This window comes from Arthrobacter sp. StoSoilB22 (genome assembly GCF_019977315.1).
GTDB lineage: Bacteria > Actinomycetota > Actinomycetes > Actinomycetales > Micrococcaceae > Arthrobacter.
The window spans coordinates 1,641,086-1,655,342 of record NZ_AP024652.1 but is presented as its reverse complement, the minus strand read 5'-3'; the positions used below and the strand labels follow the sequence as shown (position 1 = coordinate 1,655,342).

At 61.9% G+C, this 14,257-nt stretch carries 14 protein-coding genes; 3 read left to right on the top strand and 11 right to left on the bottom strand.

Going from position 1 to position 14,257, the window contains the following annotated elements; translation table 11 throughout:
• Positions 1-36: 36 nt before the first annotated feature.
• Both LDN70_RS07855 and LDN70_RS07850 read right to left on the bottom strand, forming a co-directional pair.
• Positions 37-1,155, bottom strand: a complete 1,119-nt coding sequence (locus LDN70_RS07855; protein WP_142939622.1) for a histidinol-phosphate transaminase — start codon at positions 1,153-1,155, stop codon at positions 37-39.
• A gap of 77 nt (positions 1,156-1,232) precedes the next feature.
• On the bottom strand, positions 1,233-1,592 hold the full coding sequence (locus tag LDN70_RS07850; RefSeq protein WP_024820374.1) for a LysM peptidoglycan-binding domain-containing protein: 360 nt from the start codon (positions 1,590-1,592) through the stop codon (positions 1,233-1,235).
• Between the two features lie 347 nt (positions 1,593-1,939).
• Between LDN70_RS07850 and lexA the strand changes: the two genes are divergently transcribed.
• A complete protein-coding gene (gene lexA, locus LDN70_RS07845; RefSeq protein WP_142939623.1) occupies positions 1,940-2,683 on the top strand; it encodes a transcriptional repressor LexA in 744 nt (247 codons plus the stop codon).
• Positions 2,684-2,747: 64 nt separating this feature from the next.
• On the opposite strand, the gene LDN70_RS07840 is transcribed toward lexA, so the two are convergent.
• Both LDN70_RS07840 and hflX read right to left on the bottom strand, forming a co-directional pair.
• Complete coding sequence (locus LDN70_RS07840) at positions 2,748-4,808, bottom strand: ATP-dependent DNA helicase (RefSeq protein ID WP_223942241.1); 2,061 nt, start codon at positions 4,806-4,808, stop codon at positions 2,748-2,750.
• Complete coding sequence (gene hflX / locus LDN70_RS07835; RefSeq protein WP_142939625.1) at positions 4,801-6,363, bottom strand: GTPase HflX; 1,563 nt, start codon at positions 6,361-6,363, stop codon at positions 4,801-4,803. Before hflX ends, LDN70_RS07840 begins: the two co-directional genes overlap by 8 nt.
• Positions 6,364-6,875: 512 nt before the next feature.
• Between hflX and LDN70_RS07830 the strand changes: the two genes are divergently transcribed.
• Entirely contained in the window at positions 6,876-7,490 is a 615-nt protein-coding gene (locus LDN70_RS07830) for a class I SAM-dependent methyltransferase (RefSeq protein WP_142939626.1), read from the top strand.
• Here the strand turns inward: LDN70_RS07830 and dapF are convergent.
• The 6 genes from dapF to LDN70_RS07800 form a co-directional block, all read right to left on the bottom strand.
• A complete protein-coding gene (dapF, locus tag LDN70_RS07825) occupies positions 7,471-8,439 on the bottom strand; it encodes a diaminopimelate epimerase (RefSeq protein WP_166842809.1) in 969 nt (322 codons plus the stop codon). The genes LDN70_RS07830 and dapF overlap by 20 nt on opposite strands.
• Positions 8,440-8,486: 47 nt before the next feature.
• Entirely contained in the window at positions 8,487-9,413 is a 927-nt protein-coding gene (gene miaA, locus LDN70_RS07820; protein ID WP_223942240.1) for a tRNA (adenosine(37)-N6)-dimethylallyltransferase MiaA, read from the bottom strand.
• Positions 9,414-9,431: 18 nt separating this feature from the next.
• The gene (gene miaB / locus LDN70_RS07815) at positions 9,432-10,997 is read right to left on the bottom strand and encodes a tRNA (N6-isopentenyl adenosine(37)-C2)-methylthiotransferase MiaB (RefSeq protein WP_223942239.1); all 1,566 of its coding nucleotides are present in this window, start codon (positions 10,995-10,997) and stop codon (positions 9,432-9,434) included.
• Complete coding sequence (locus tag LDN70_RS07810) at positions 10,997-11,539, bottom strand: regulatory protein RecX (protein ID WP_142939630.1); 543 nt, start codon at positions 11,537-11,539, stop codon at positions 10,997-10,999. Before LDN70_RS07810 ends, miaB begins: the two co-directional genes overlap by 1 nt.
• Positions 11,529-12,572, bottom strand: a complete 1,044-nt coding sequence (recA, locus tag LDN70_RS07805; protein WP_142939631.1) for a recombinase RecA — start codon at positions 12,570-12,572, stop codon at positions 11,529-11,531. Before recA ends, LDN70_RS07810 begins: the two co-directional genes overlap by 11 nt.
• 257 nt (positions 12,573-12,829) lie before the next feature.
• A complete protein-coding gene (locus LDN70_RS07800; RefSeq protein ID WP_142939632.1) occupies positions 12,830-13,054 on the bottom strand; it encodes a DUF3046 domain-containing protein in 225 nt (74 codons plus the stop codon).
• Between the two features lie 41 nt (positions 13,055-13,095).
• Here LDN70_RS07800 and LDN70_RS07795 point away from each other — a divergent pair, with 41 nt between their 5' ends.
• Positions 13,096-13,635, top strand: coding sequence for a MarR family winged helix-turn-helix transcriptional regulator (locus LDN70_RS07795; RefSeq protein ID WP_374206969.1), 540 nt, complete (start codon positions 13,096-13,098; stop codon positions 13,633-13,635).
• Between the two features lie 91 nt (positions 13,636-13,726).
• Here LDN70_RS07795 and LDN70_RS07790 read toward each other — a convergent pair whose 3' ends face one another.
• Positions 13,727-14,161: a helix-turn-helix domain-containing protein gene (locus tag LDN70_RS07790; protein ID WP_024820363.1), complete on the bottom strand. Its 435-nt coding sequence runs from the start codon at positions 14,159-14,161 to the stop codon at positions 13,727-13,729.
• Positions 14,162-14,257 lie beyond the last annotated feature (96 nt).

The window sequence follows — 14,257 nt, the reverse complement described above, 5'->3', positions numbered from 1 at the left end:
TATACACGGAGGGGTGGGTTAGGTCTAGGAACAAGTTTAGGCGTGGTGCGGCGCGGTGCCGTCCAGCAGGGCTTCCAAGGCCTCCAGGAACGCAGTAGTTTCCGGCTCGGTTCCAGCGGTGACACGCAAATGCCCCGGGATACCGACGTCGCGAATCAACACGCCGGCGTCCAGCAGGCCCTGCCAGATAGTGTGTGGATCCTCCAGTCCCCCAAAGAAGACGTAGTTGGAGTCCGAAGCAGCAGGCTGGAGGCCCATGCGGAGCAGTTCAGTCACAATCCTGTCGCGCTGGACCTTGATGTCCTCGACGTCGGCCATGAGGGCTTCGCGGTGATTCAGCGCAGCGAGGGCCGTTGCCTGCGTCACGGCAGAGAGGTGGTATGGGAGACGGACCAGCCTGATGGCGTCCGTGACTTCCGGGGCTGACGCCATGTATCCGAGCCTGGCGCCCGCCAAAGCGAATGCTTTGCTCATGGTGCGCGAGACGATCAGACGCTCGCGTCCGGGCAACAGGGTCAGGGCGCTCGGCGTGTTGTCGTGTGCGAACTCGTGGTAGGCCTCATCCACGATCACCATGGCCTGGCTGGCTTCGCCGGCCTCGTAAACAGCCTCCACGACGTCCAATCCCAAGCCCGTACCTGTGGGGTTGTTGGGCGAGCACAGGAAAACGATGTTGGCGCCCGTTTCCCGGACCTGAGCAGCGGCCGATTCGGCGTCCAGCCCGTAGTCGTCCGCGCGGACTCCGCGGACATACTCGGTGTCAGTGCCACTCGCGAGCAGGGGGTACATGGAGTACGTGGGAGGAAAGCCCAATGCCTTGCGGCCGGGTCCACCAAAGGCTTGGAGGATCTGCTGCAGGACCTCGTTGGATCCGTTGGCCGCCCAGATGTTGTCCGGGGAAAGCCCGTGGCCAAGGTACTCGGCCAAGGCTTCACGAAGTTCGGTGAACTCCCGGTCCGGATAGCGGTTCAGCCCGGTGGCCGCAGCGGCCACGGCCTCAGTGATGGCGGCTTGGACATCTGCGGGGACGCCATGAGTGTTTTCGTTGACGTTGAGCAGGATCGGGACATCGAGCTGCGGTGCGCCATAGGGGCTCAATCCACGCAGGTTGGTCCGAAGGGGAAGTCGGTCAAGTCGCTCAAGCTGGTCACTCACCAACCCAGTTTAAGGGGCGGCCGGGACTGCCGACTAACTGTGACGCCCGACCCTTGATTTCTGCGGGTGCCGAGGGATCAGTTTGCAGGGACGAACAGCTGCTGGCCGGGCAGGATGCGGCCGCCCCGGAGGTCGTTGAGCTGGATGATCTCGGCGATGACGTCGCGGGGGTCACGCTCGGGAGCGGCAGCGCCGGCGATGCCCCAGAGGGACTGACCTGGCTGGACTGTAACAGTGACGGCAACAGGCGGACGCAGTTGGGACTGCGAGTCGGCTGCCTTGGCCGGGGAGTTGATAAATCCGGCAAGACTCAGCAACGCTGCAACCAACAGCATGGCCGGGATGCCGAAGAAGACGATCCGTCCCCTTCGGGTCAGGCGCAGGCGAGCGGGTGCCTGGGTAGTACGGAAATCAGCGAACGTAGTGACTGCGGACATGAGCTGAGCCCTTCTGAGCTATTGCCACGCTCCGGGATGCCCGGTGCCTGGCTGCCAATTCTTTGTGTTCCCCTGGGCCTGCCCCGGATGTTCGAACGCTTTGTTCGAACATCCAGCTTCAGCATCAGGTTTATAGAACACATATTCGAACCTTGCTATGACATTTTTAGCACTTATCAACGAACGGTGTCGAGACTCGCTAGAACAAATGTTTGATAAACGCCTGTGCCTGCCCTACGTTTGAGTGAAGAAGCAGCACTGTTTCAGTGGAACAGGAGGGTCTGACATTTTTGCAGACCTGACACCCCTGGCCCTCATCAGGGCGGAATGGAAAGGCATTGGCGAACATGGCAGCGAAAGCCACAGGCGGAGGGGCACCCCTGCGGAGCCAACAGCCTCAAAAGAGTCCCAAAAGCCTGACCGTCCGGCAGAAAAAGATCCTGGAGACCATCCAGAGGTCAGTCAATGACAACGGCTACCCTCCCAGCATGCGCGAAATCGGCGACACCGTGGGTCTGGCCAGTTTGTCCAGCGTCACGCACCAGTTGTCCCAATTGGAGAAGCTCGGCTACCTCCGCCGGGACCCCAAGCGTCCCCGCGCCATGGAAGTGCTGATGCCCCTAACCCTTGATGGCGGGCCCATCCCCGGTGTGGACGCTCCGACCACCCTTCGCAGCGCCGGTGGCCTGGCCGTCACCGAGCTAGCCAGCGCCAGTGATACCGCCATGGTCCCCTTGGTGGGGCGCATCGCGGCAGGTGGACCGATCCTGGCTGACCAGACGGTGGAAGACGTGCTTGCACTCCCACGGCAACTCGTGGGGCATGGCGAACTGTTCATGCTGAAGGTGGCCGGCGATTCCATGATCGATGCTGCTATCTGTGACGGCGACTGGGTGGTGGTCCGGCGACAGAATGATGCCATCAACGGCGACATCGTTGCCGCCCTGCTGGATGATGAAGCAACCGTGAAGACTTTCCGGCAGCGGGACGGTCACACGTGGCTGCTCCCCCAAAACACCCAGTACGAGCCCATCCTCGGAGATCAGGCCACCATCATGGGCAAGGTCGTCTCGGTACTGCGCTCTCTTTAAGCGCTCACGCCCTTTAAACGCAGCTTCCCGTGGACACCAGCAGGTGTTCACGGGAAGCTGTGCATTACGGGGCTTTAGCCGAGCCCAGACGTTCCAGAACGCCTCGAACCACCGACCGGTCCGTGGTGGCCCAGAACGGCGGCAGGGCGGCACGTAGAAAGCCCCCGTAGCGCTCGGTCGAAAGCCTGGAGTCGAGTACCGCGACCACCCCTTTGTCTCCCGTCGAGCGGATCAGTCGGCCAGCGCCCTGCGCCAGCCGAATGGCAGCGTGCGTGGCTGACACGGCCATGAAACCGTTCCCGCCCGATTGGGCAACCGCCCGGGAACGGGCAGTCATCAGGGGATCGTCAGGACGTGGGAAGGGAATGCGGTCAATAACCACCAGTCGGCATGAGCCACCCGGAACGTCTACCCCCTGCCACAGGGACATGGTTCCGAAGAGGCACGTATCTGGCTCGTCCGCGAATTGCTTCACCAGGGCCGCCATGGTGGATTCTCCCTGACAGAGAATGTCCACATCCAGCCGGAGCCGCATGGCATCGGCGGCTTCTTCGGCAGCACGCCGCGAGGAGAACAGGCAAAGCGCTCCGCCCCCGGACGCCCGGATGAGGTCTTCCAATTCGTCCAGCGCCTCCGGCGAAGTACCGCGGCCCGGTTTGGGCAGGTGCTTTGCCACGTATAGAACACCCTGTTTGGGATAGTCGAAGGGCGATCCCACATCAATGCCCGTCCAGCTCGGCGCGCCGTCTCCAATCAGGCCAAGACCACCCGCGGCGGGCTCGAAGGCCGAGCCGATGGCCAGGGTCGCAGAGGTCAGCACCACAGTATGGCCGGCAAAGAGCCCCTCTCGAAGCCGCCCCGCCACACTGAGCGGGGCAATATTAATCAATGCAGGAGCTGTCTCGTCCGGCGGAGAATATCCCTGCTGGGGGTCGAACGTGCTGTTCCGCGAGAACCAGACCACTTCGCGGTTCTCCTTCGCGGCGAGCATCCGCTCGCACAGTTCCAGGATGAGCATGAGCCGTGAGCGCGCAAGCTGCCGTCCGCCGTCGACCGCGTTTGAAGAATCCGTCTTCGAGTCCGAGAGCGCGGCGCGCGTGGCGTCCCGCAATTGGTCAAGGCAATCCAGCTGTTCGTCGTTGAGGCCGTTGGGCAACAGACCGTTGGGCACGCCAGCTATGGCCATATCCAAGCTGTCCGCAGCTGCGTTGAGGGCGTCCACGGTGATGGCCGTATGCTTGCGGGCACTTGATGCCGCCGCGTGGACCATGGCCACGGATAACTGTCCTGAAACGGCTCCGGTTACCCGGTCCTGAAGCTCGTGCGCCTCATCAACCACCACGACGTCGTACTCGGGCAAGACAGCCAGGCCTTCAAAGGCGCTGACGGCCAACATGGCATGGTTGGTGACTACGACGTCGGCCTCACCAGCCCTTGAACGGGCCAGCTCACTGAAGCACTCTTCTGCCACGGGGCACTTCTGGGCACCCAGGCACTCCATGGACGTGACGGAAACCTGCCGCCAAGCCCTGTCGGTGACGCCGGGCATGAGTTCGTCGCGGTCTCCGGTAGTGGTCTTCTCCGCCCATTCCCTGAGGCGGACCACTTCCTTGCCCAGCTGCGATTGGGGTCCACCCGTGGAGGCAGCAAAGTGAGGGACGCTGGTGTCCTCCCCCAGGGAGAACAGCTGCCCTTCGGAGGGCTCCTCGCTGGGGAACCCGCCTTCAAGCTTCTGCAGGCACACATAATTGGCCCTGCCCTTGACCAACGCCACGTTGACGGGGCGCTCAAGGGCAGGGTTGATGGTCTCCAGCAGCCGGGGAAGATCACGGCCGACAATCTGGGTCTGGAGTGCCAGGGTGGCGGTGGACACCAGCGTCGGTTTGTTGCTGTCCATGGAGTGAGCGATCAACGGAATAAGGTAAGCCAAAGACTTGCCCGTTCCCGTTCCCGCTTGAACCAGCAAATGCTCCCCGGTTTCAATAGCCCGGGTCACATGCTTGGCCATTTCATGCTGACCCGCACGGCTTTGTCCGCCCATGCCGGCAACAGCCCGGTCCAACAACTCGAGGGTGGCTTTCTCCCCCACCGACTTGACGGCGTCCGCCGCCACCTTCTCAACCATTGCTGACGAATGACTCCAGTTCGGCGGCCAGGCCTTCGCGCACCATGACCACTACGCGGGTCCCGTTCTCCTCGTGCTCAAGGCTGAGGATTTCCGAGTCGGAATTGTGCAGTTTGTTGATCATTTCCCCGCGGTCGTAGGGAATGAGCAGTTCAAGGCGCACGCCCGGCCGGGGAATGGATCGGCTGATGTCTTCCAACAGTTCGGCAATGCCCTGGCCCGTACGGGTGGACACCACTGCGTGGCGGGGTTCCTTCTGCTTGAGGCGCTCCACCACAAAAGGATCCGCGACATCGACCTTGTTGAGGACGATGATTTCAGGAACCTTACGGGCATCCACTTCGGTGAAAACGGTCCTTACAGCAGCGATCTGGCCCTCAGGATCGGGGTGTGATGCATCCACCACATGGAGGATCAGGTCTGCGTCCGCCACTTCCTCCAATGTAGACCGGAAAGCCTCAATCAGCTGGGTGGGCAATGAACGAACGAACCCAACGGTATCTGCCAGGGTGTAGCCGATGCCATCCGGAGTTTGCGCCTTGCGGACCGTGGGATCCAAGGTGGCGAACAGGGCGTTCTCCACCAGGACACCGGCGTCCGTGAGGCGGTTCAGGAGGGACGACTTGCCGGCGTTCGTGTACCCGGCGATGGCGACGGACGGAACAGCATTACGACGGCGGTTGGCGCGCTTAGTCTCGCGCGCCGGCTTCATCGCGGCTATTTCGCGACGCAGCTTGGCCATGCGGGTGCGGATTCGCCGCCTATCGAGTTCGATCTTGGTTTCACCAGGACCGCGCGAGCCCATGCCGGCGCCTGCTCCACCCACCTGGCCACCGGCCTGACGGGACATGGAGTCACCCCAACCACGAAGCCTCGGGAGCAGGTATTCGAGCTGTGCGAGCTCAACCTGGGCCTTGCCTTCGCGGCTCTTGGCGTGCTGGGCGAAGATGTCCAGGATCAGTGTGGTCCGGTCGACTACCTTGACCTTCACGATGTCCTCAAGGCCGCGTCGCTGTGACGGGGCAAGCTCCGTGTCCACTACTACGGTGTCTGCGCCGGTGGCGGCGACGATGTCCTTGAGCTCCTGGGCCTTGCCGGATCCGAGGAAGGTCCCGGGGTCCGGCTTCTGCCGGCGCTGAACAATACCGTCCAGCACCTCGGATCCAGCCGTTTCGGCAAGGGCGGCGAGCTCACGGAGGGAGTTCTCCGCATCAGCAAGAGTCCCCTCCGTCCACAGGCCGGCCAGGACAACGCGCTCCAGGCGCAGCTGCCGGTATTCGACCTCTGTGACGTCCTCGAGTTCGGTGGACAGTCCCGCGGTACGCCGAAGGGCGCGGCGTTCGGCCAGGTCTTCCTGGTCGCCGTCATAAATACTGTGTTCCTGGTCCAGCGTGGAAATCGCCTGCGCCTTGCCGAACACACCGTTGGCGTCGTTGTCGTCGGATGCCTGCGCAGGTACATCCTTGGAAAGAATCCGGTCGATCACGGCCTGGATTTGTTCAGGACTCATGTCCTGGGCGTCGGAATCGGATCCGGAGTGCTTCTGGGTGGTCATGGTCTCCTTAGACTGTTCGGCAATTCCAGAATAGTGCTGTTTGCTGCTCGATGGGGCGCTATTCGCGCTGGGCTGACGGGCATCGGCCAAAAGGGCCTCCTGTGTCCTGAACGGCCACCCCTCTTGCGGAGGGCGGCTGTTGTAAAAGTGGCGTGATGGAATCCGCAGGAGGGTCCTTGGGCCGAGGTGAGGATGTTCCGCCGGCTGCAACACAGGGCCGCGTTACACCACGGTCCACTGCACAAACGAGCGGGGATCTTCAGAGTGTCCGGCCCCACATGAGGAGCAAACGGACAAAGCCTTAAGGACCTGCCGGGCGGAAAGGCCGGCATGGGCAAAATGCCGAACCGGGCCTGCGTCGCGGGCGGTACCATGAACGCCTGATGACTTGGCGTTGTGGGCTGATTACTCAAAGATCAAGAACATGCGTTTCACTTTAGCAGCCGCTGTCAAGCCAACCACGGACGGATGCGGTTTCCCAAGCCGCCATTAGCCAACTAATCTGGCAAATTATGGAGTCTGCACACTATTTCACCGCCCAACCGGCCGGACCATTCACGCGCAAGCCACTAACCGTGGAACTTGCTGGAGCCACGCGCCGGCTGCAGACCTCGTCGGGTATCTTCAGCCCCGACGGCGTGGACAAAGGCACTGCAGTACTTTTCTCCGAAGTTCCACCGCCGTCACCCACGGGTCACCTTCTGGACATTGGCTGCGGCTGGGGTCCGATTGCGCTCACGTTGGGCCTGATGGCGCCACATGCTCACGTGCACGCCGTTGACGTCAACGAGCGTTGCATCACCTTGACCAATGAGAACGCCGCGGCGCTCGGCCTCGGCAACGTCACCGCCAGCCTCCCGCACGAGGTGGATCCCGCCGTCGAATTCGACACCATCTGGTCCAACCCGCCCATCCGCATCGGCAAGGACGAGCTCCACTCGCTGCTGCTGACGTGGCTGCCCCGGCTGGCGCCGGGAGGCAACGCCTGGTTGGTTGTGCAGAAGAACCTGGGCTCGGACTCCCTCCAGCGGTGGCTCGCCGCCGAACTGGACAGTTCTTACACGGTCTCCCGTGAAAGCACGTCCAAAACGTTCAGGATCATCCGGGTCAGGAAAGCGTCCCAGTAGCCACAATCACGGCCGGGCCGCTGAGTTCCACATGCTCACGGCCGCCTGCCCCGGGGAAGAACTTCACACCCACGACGCCGCCCGGCACCTTGACGTGCCAGTCGTTCGGGGCCGTATCCCCCGCCCAGTGACGGATAGCGACCGCGGCGGCACACGCGCCGGTGCCGCAGGACTGTGTCTCCCCCACGCCACGCTCGTGAACGCGCATGGTGATGGTCCCTATACCGTCTTCTACCAACGGCTCAGCGGGGACCACAAACTCGACGTTGGTTCCATTGGCGGGCTTGGGATCAACCACGGGCGCCTTGAACAGTTGTGTGGCTGAAAGCTCGCTAAGTTCCGCAAGGGCAACTACCGTGTGGGGATTGCCCATGCTGACGGAGAGTCCGGGCCTTGGCACTTCCAGGCCCTCGGCGCTGACCAGTGCATCCATGGCCTTGCTGGTGGCTTCCTCGGGGAAAATGAACTCCCACGGGCCCATATCCACGGCATAGCCGTTGACCGTGCGTACAACCTTTTTTACGCCACCGCGTGTGCCGATAGTGAGGGTCTGCCCGGGCCCCAGGTCCACCAAGCCCTCCGCGATCAGGAAATGAACGAAGACGCGCACGCCATTGCCACACATTTCGGAGAGCGAACCATCACCGTTGCGGTAGTCCATGAACCACTCAGCGTCCGCATCCTCTTCCAGGGCGACGCGGCCTTCGGGCAGAAAGCGGGAAGGCACCGCTCGGATGAGGCCATCGCCGCCGATGCCCACATGGCGGTCGCACAACTGCGCCACGTGCTCGGCGGTGATCCCATGCGCGTCGCCAGGATCGGCAATCAGGACAAAGTCGTTGCCTGTTCCGTGGCCCTTTGAAAACGTCAAACCAGTGAGGCTGGAAAGTGTCACCGGAGCATCCGCATCTGCGGGCTGCCGGGCGGGAATTGCGGCGGTTTCATCCATGGACCTAGGCTACCCGCCACGCGCGTTCGCCCAGAAATTGCGTGGCCTTAACTTCCGGTCGCCAGGACTGCCTCGACTGCCTTCTCCACAAGCTCCTGGTCCTGCCAGTCGAGCCACGTGATGCGTGGATCTCCCCTGAACCACGTCAGCTGGCGCCGCGCAAACTGCCGGGTAGCCACGATGGTTTCTTCGGCGGCAGCATCCGTGCTCAGCTCCCCGTCCAGAACCTTCAGGAATTGGGAATAACCCAAAGCTCGCGAAGCCGTCTTGCCTTTCCGCAAGCCGATTGCCTCGAGCCGTTCAACTTCCTGCCGGAGGCCTCCCTCCACCATCCGGTGCACCCTCAGTGCCAGACGATGCCGCAGTTGCTCCCGATCAACCTCCAGCCCGATCTGGAGAGCCGGCTGGAAGTACTCGCGCTGCGGCATGAATGAACTAAAGGGGCGCCCAGTGAGACCGTGCACCTCCAAGGCACGGATTACTCGCCTGGCATCGCCAAGGCGGGCCGCCGACACGGGATCAACTTCCTCAAGCCGGGCACGCAACGGCGCAAGCCCCTGCGTTTCGTACTCCTCTTCCAGATGCCTGCGGAGCTCGGGATCCGTGCCCGGGAATTCCAGGACGTCCAGGGCGGCGCGTACATACAGGCCGGAACCGCCCACCAGGATGGCGCGCTTCCCCCGCGAGTGAATGTCAGTGATGGCAGCGCGGCATTCGATTTGGAAGTCCGCCACGCTGGCTTCCTCTGTGACGTCCATGGTGTCAAGCAAGTGGTGAGGCACACCCCTGCGTTCCTCCATGGTGATCTTGGCGGTTCCGATATCCATGCCACGGTAAAACTGCAAAGCGTCGGCATTGATGACTTCCCCGTTCAAGGCCAGGGCCAAGTTAACGCCCAGGTCCGACTTCCCTGAACCCGTGGGACCAACAACTGCAATGACCGGCTGAGGAAGTTCATGGCTGGAGAGCGACATTCGAACTTCTGGTCCGCCCTACGCGCGCCGAACAGGCAGCGACGGCATGCCCAAGGACACACCTGCCTTGCCTGACGCCGCTCCTGCGGCAGGAACGCCACAGGAATCAGCCTGAGAACGATCCCAGGCGTCGCCTGCACGGGAGCGGCGCAAGATGTAATCCTCCGGACTTGCCGGATCAGCCACTAGGTGGAAAGCAGCGGCCTCGGTGATGGTGACTGTGACAAAGTCGCCCGGGCGCGGGGTCTCGGCACCGGCCGGTACAGAGAAGTGCACCAGCCTTTGGTCCTTGGATCGACCGGACAGGCGGTGTGTTTCGCCTGCCTTGCGTCCTGATTGCGCGGTGACCAGGACCTCCACCTGACGACCCAACTGCTTGGCGTTCTCCTCTGCGGCAATACGGTCCTGCAACGCTGTGAGGCGTTCGTAGCGTTCCTGCACCACCGCTTTGGGAAGCTGCTCAGGGAGGTCAGCAGCCGGCGTCCCTGGCCGCTTTGAGTACTGGAACGTAAAGGCGGAGGCAAACCGGGACTTCTCCACAACATCCAGGGTGGCTTGGAAATCTTCCTCGGTTTCACCGGGGAAACCAACAATGATGTCCGTGGTGATGGCTGCGTGGGGAATGCGTTCGCGCACTTTGTCCAGGATTCCGAGGAACTTGCTGGAACGGTAAGAACGGCGCATGTCCTTGAGCACCTTGTCCGAGCCGGATTGCAGCGGCATATGCAACTGGGGCATGGCGTTGGGTGTCTCAGCCATGGCATCAATGACATCGTCGGTGAAAGCTGCGGGGTGCGGGCTGGTGAAACGAACGCGTTCCAGCCCTTCAATCTCACCGCAGGCACGCAGGAGTTTGGAGAAGGCCTGACGGTCACCGAATTCCACACCGTAGGAATTAACGTTCTGGCCGAGCAAAGTGACCTCAACTGCACCGTCATCCACCAGCGCCTGGATTTCTGCCAGAATTTCGCCGGGGCGCCGGTCTTTCTCTTTGCCACGAAGCGAAGGCACAATGCAGAACGTGCACGTGTTGTTGCATCCCACGGAGATCGAAACCCAGCCCGCGTACACGGAGTCACGCTTGGTGGGGAGCGTTGACGGGAACACATCCAAGGATTCGAGGATCTCCAGTTGCGCCTCATTGTTGTGCCGGGCGCGGTTCAACAGGGCCGGAAGCGCCCCCACGTTGTGTGTCCCGAACACGGCGTCAACCCACGGCGCCTTCTTGACGATGGTCTCGCGATCCTTCTGGGCCAGACAGCCGCCAACGGCAATCTGCATGGACGGGTTCGCCTCCTTGACCTGCCGCAGCTGGCCGAGGTTTCCATAGAGTTTGTTGTCTGCATTCTCACGGACAGCACATGTGTTGAAGACCACGACGTCCGCTACGTCGCCCTCAGCAGGCACATACCCGGCTTCTTCGAGAAGTCCCGCCATGCGCTCTGAATCATGGACGTTCATTTGGCAGCCGAAAGTCCGAACCTGATAAGTCCGGGGCTCTGCAGCCGGCCGGGGTTCTGCAGCAGTCCGGGGATCAACAGAGGGAGGGTTGGCAGCTGATGGGGAGGGAATGGTCAAACTCACTACTCAAGGGTACCGGCTTCCGCCAGAACCTCACCGACGATCCTGAATGCCATGGAGGGGGCGTAGCCTTTGCGGGCCAGCATCGACGCGAGCCGGCGCGTGTACTTGTCCCGCTCCGCCCGATCGGTCAGATCCATGCTGGGCCGTAGCTTGCGCTGGACCAGCTCCCGAGCAGCCGATTCCTCATCTTGATCGCTGAGCTGGGATAAGGCTTCTTCGGCCGCATCAAGCTCTATGCCTTTGTCTGCCAGTTCGCGACGGATGGCGCCCTTTGCAAGCTTTTTGCTTTGCGAGCGGCTACGGACCCACATCCTGGCGAACTCAGCATCATCGATCAGCTGAACTTCTTCGAAGCGGTCCAAGACTGCCTCAGCCACGTCATCGGGAACATTCCGCTCCGCAAGCTTCCGGGACAACTGCAGCCGGCTCCGCGGCGCCATCGTCAGCTGTCGCAGGACGATGGCACGCGCCACGGATTCGGGGTCAGGCTCAGGATCGGCCGCTACGGACGAATCCGGATCCGGCCCTCTCCTAGCCGTCAACGGCCTTCAGCTTCGGGGATTCCTCTTCAGCCTTGGCCATACCAACGCCGAGCTTTTCCTTGATCAGGCGCTCCAGTTCCTGAGCGAGTTCCGGATTGTCGCGCAGGAAGCGACGCGAGTTCTCCATGCCCTGACCCAGCTGATCGCCGTCATAAGTGAACCAGGAGCCGGACTTCTTGATGATGCCGTGCTCCACACCCATGTCAATGATGCCGCCTTCGCGGGAGATGCCCTGACCGTAGATGATGTCGAACTCGGCGATCTTGAAGGGCGGAGCCATCTTGTTCTTGACGATCTTTGCCTTGGTGCGGTTACCGACGGAGTCCGCACCTTCCTTCAGGGTTTGGATGCGGCGAACGTCGATTCGAACTGACGCGTAGAACTTCAGAGCCTTACCACCCGTTGTGGTCTCCGGGGAACCAAAGAACACGCCGATCTTTTCACGCAACTGGTTAATGAAGATGGCGGTGGTCTTGGTCTGGCTCAAGCGACCGGTGATCTTACGAAGCGCCTGGCTCATGAGCCTGGCCTGGAGGCCAACGTGGGAGTCGCCCATTTCGCCTTCGATTTCAGCACGAGGTACCAAGGCGGCCACGGAGTCGATGACCACGATGTCCAGCGAGCCGGACCCCACCAGCATGTCCATGATTTCGAGGGCTTGCTCGCCGGTATCCGGCTGTGAGACCAGGAGTGCATCCGTGTCCACGCCCAACTTGGCAGCGTAGTCCGGATCAAGGGCGTGCTCGGCGTCGATGAAGGCAGCGATGCCGCCTGCGCGCTGTGCATTGGCTACGGCGTGAAGTGCCACGGTGGTCTTACCCGAGGATTCCGGGCCGTAGATTTCCACGACGCGGCCTCGGGGCAGGCCACCAATGCCAAGGGCGACATCCAACGCAATGGAGCCGGTGGGGATGACCTCAATCGGTGCCCGGGTGTCATCACCCAGACGCATGATAGAGCCTTTACCGAACTGCTTGTCGATCTGGGCAAGCGCTGCTTCGAGCGCCTTCTCACGATCCGGGGCTGCCGCCATGGTTCACACCTCTGATGCTTTCTCGCTGTGGAGTGGCCTGAAAGGCCGCTTTCCTGTCATGTCAGACGCTATTACGGTGCCCTGACATTCTTACCAGCCGGCAATGGCTATGTGGATAAACCGGGTCTGCCGGATGTTCTGGAACGCGTCCTTCGGGATCTATTTTCCTCTCACAGGAGCATATCCCCATCCGAACAGATATTCGAACAAAGCCTCGGCGTGTCCCAACCCAGGCGGTTGCCGGCACGTGCCGGAGCTTAGGTGGAAGCCGGTTTGATGTCCTTGCCAAGCCGTCGTTCGGGAGGAACGTCCTGAACTTCGCAGACCGCCAACCACACCTCGCGAGGGTGATATCCGGAGGCCAAGGCCTCGACGGCGGTCCGCCCACCCACACCGGCGAGCACCAGGGAACCGGCCAAGACCCGGGAGTAGCCTGCCCCGAATTCGTCGTCCATCAATCGCCAAAAGTCACTAGCCCTCACGGATAGAGTCTCTCATGTCGCCGGACTCTAGAATGGTTGCCATGAGCAATCCTCTCCAGAGCACGCCCGGCCCGGCCGTGCCAGGCGATTCCGTGGACGACGCCCTCCAGCAGGTGGAACACCAGCTGAGCCTGCTCTGGCGCCGCGCACGTTCGATCTCCCACCAGTTGTCACGCCAGGTCCATCCGGACATGGAGCCTGCCGCCTACGGCCTCCTGACCATCATCCGCAGGGAGGGTCCCATCCGGCTCACGGACCTTGCTACCTGCATTGGGGTTGGCAAGCCTTCCGTGAGCCGTCAGATCGCGTTCCTTGAGAGCATCGGGCTCGTCTATAAGGAGGCCGACCCCCAGGACGGTAGGGCCCAATCCATCCGGCTGACGGACAAGGGCGAAGAGAAGATGCACCAGGTTCAGGATGCGCGGAGGCAGGTATTCCGTGAACGACTCGGCGAATGGCCGTTGGAGGATGTCCAGATATTGGCTGACTACATGGGCCGCCTCAACGCCATTTACGGCGATGGCGCCCTCAATGTAAAGGAACCAGGACTCGACGTCGAGGACAAAACCGGGGCCGCGTAGCAGTTCGCTCGTTCAAGCACATCCCGCGATCTCAACGAAAAAGGTCCCCAGCCTGAGGCTGGGGACCTTTTCCATATTTCTGACGGAACGTTTACCGGGCTCCGGAGAGCATTCCCTGCGGGAAGTCGTCCGTGAGGTCCAGATCGCGTCCGTAACGCTGGGAGAATTCCTGCGGAACAGTGTCCGGAACTGCGACACCTTCTGCGACGGCCACGCGATCGCTGACTTCGCGAAGCATGTGGGACAACGGAACATCCAGGGCTGTGCAGATAGAAGACAGGAGCTCGGAAGAAGCCTCCTTTTGGCCGCGTTCAACTTCACTCAAGTAACCGAGTGAAACGCGGGCGCTGTGCGAAACCTCGCGGAGGGTGCGGCCCTGACGCTGGCGGACATCGCGCAGTACATCACCGATCTCGTGGCGTAGTACAACCATTTTGCGCTCCTTCTGTTCGCTCTGTGTCTGATCAGCCAAGCCCACATCCTTCCAGCGGACAACGCCGTTCACGGATACGGGCTGCTTTACCATCTGTATCGCCTTGCTCCCTCAGTCATCCGGTTCGCTGGCTGGCGGACCGGGTTGGTTTTTACATCCTAGGCGCCCCGGCTCTTCCGAAGCGACACA

Bases quoted from the DNA above. Each gene is read 5' to 3' on its own strand.
- LDN70_RS07850 (WP_024820374.1), bottom strand. From the start codon at position 1,592: ATGTCCGCAGTCACTACGTTCGCTGATTTCCGTACTACCCAGGCACCC.
- dapF (WP_166842809.1), bottom strand. From the start codon at position 8,439: ATGGATGAAACCGCCGCAATTCCCGCCCGGCAGCCCGCAGATGCGGAT.
- recA (WP_142939631.1), bottom strand. From the start codon at position 12,572: ATGGCGGCAGCCCCGGATCGTGAGAAGGCGCTCGAAGCAGCGCTTGCC.
- miaA (WP_223942240.1), bottom strand. From the start codon at position 9,413: ATGTCGCTCTCCAGCCATGAACTTCCTCAGCCGGTCATTGCAGTTGTT.
- LDN70_RS07790 (WP_024820363.1), bottom strand. From the start codon at position 14,161: ATGGTAAAGCAGCCCGTATCCGTGAACGGCGTTGTCCGCTGGAAGGAT.
- LDN70_RS07795 (WP_374206969.1), top strand. From the start codon at position 13,096: ATGAGCAATCCTCTCCAGAGCACGCCCGGCCCGGCCGTGCCAGGCGAT.
- LDN70_RS07840 (WP_223942241.1), bottom strand. From the start codon at position 4,808: ATGGTTGAGAAGGTGGCGGCGGACGCCGTCAAGTCGGTGGGGGAGAAA.
- LDN70_RS07830 (WP_142939626.1), top strand. From the start codon at position 6,876: ATGGAGTCTGCACACTATTTCACCGCCCAACCGGCCGGACCATTCACG.
- hflX (WP_142939625.1), bottom strand. From the start codon at position 6,363: ATGACCACCCAGAAGCACTCCGGATCCGATTCCGACGCCCAGGACATG.
- lexA (WP_142939623.1), top strand. From the start codon at position 1,940: ATGGCAGCGAAAGCCACAGGCGGAGGGGCACCCCTGCGGAGCCAACAG.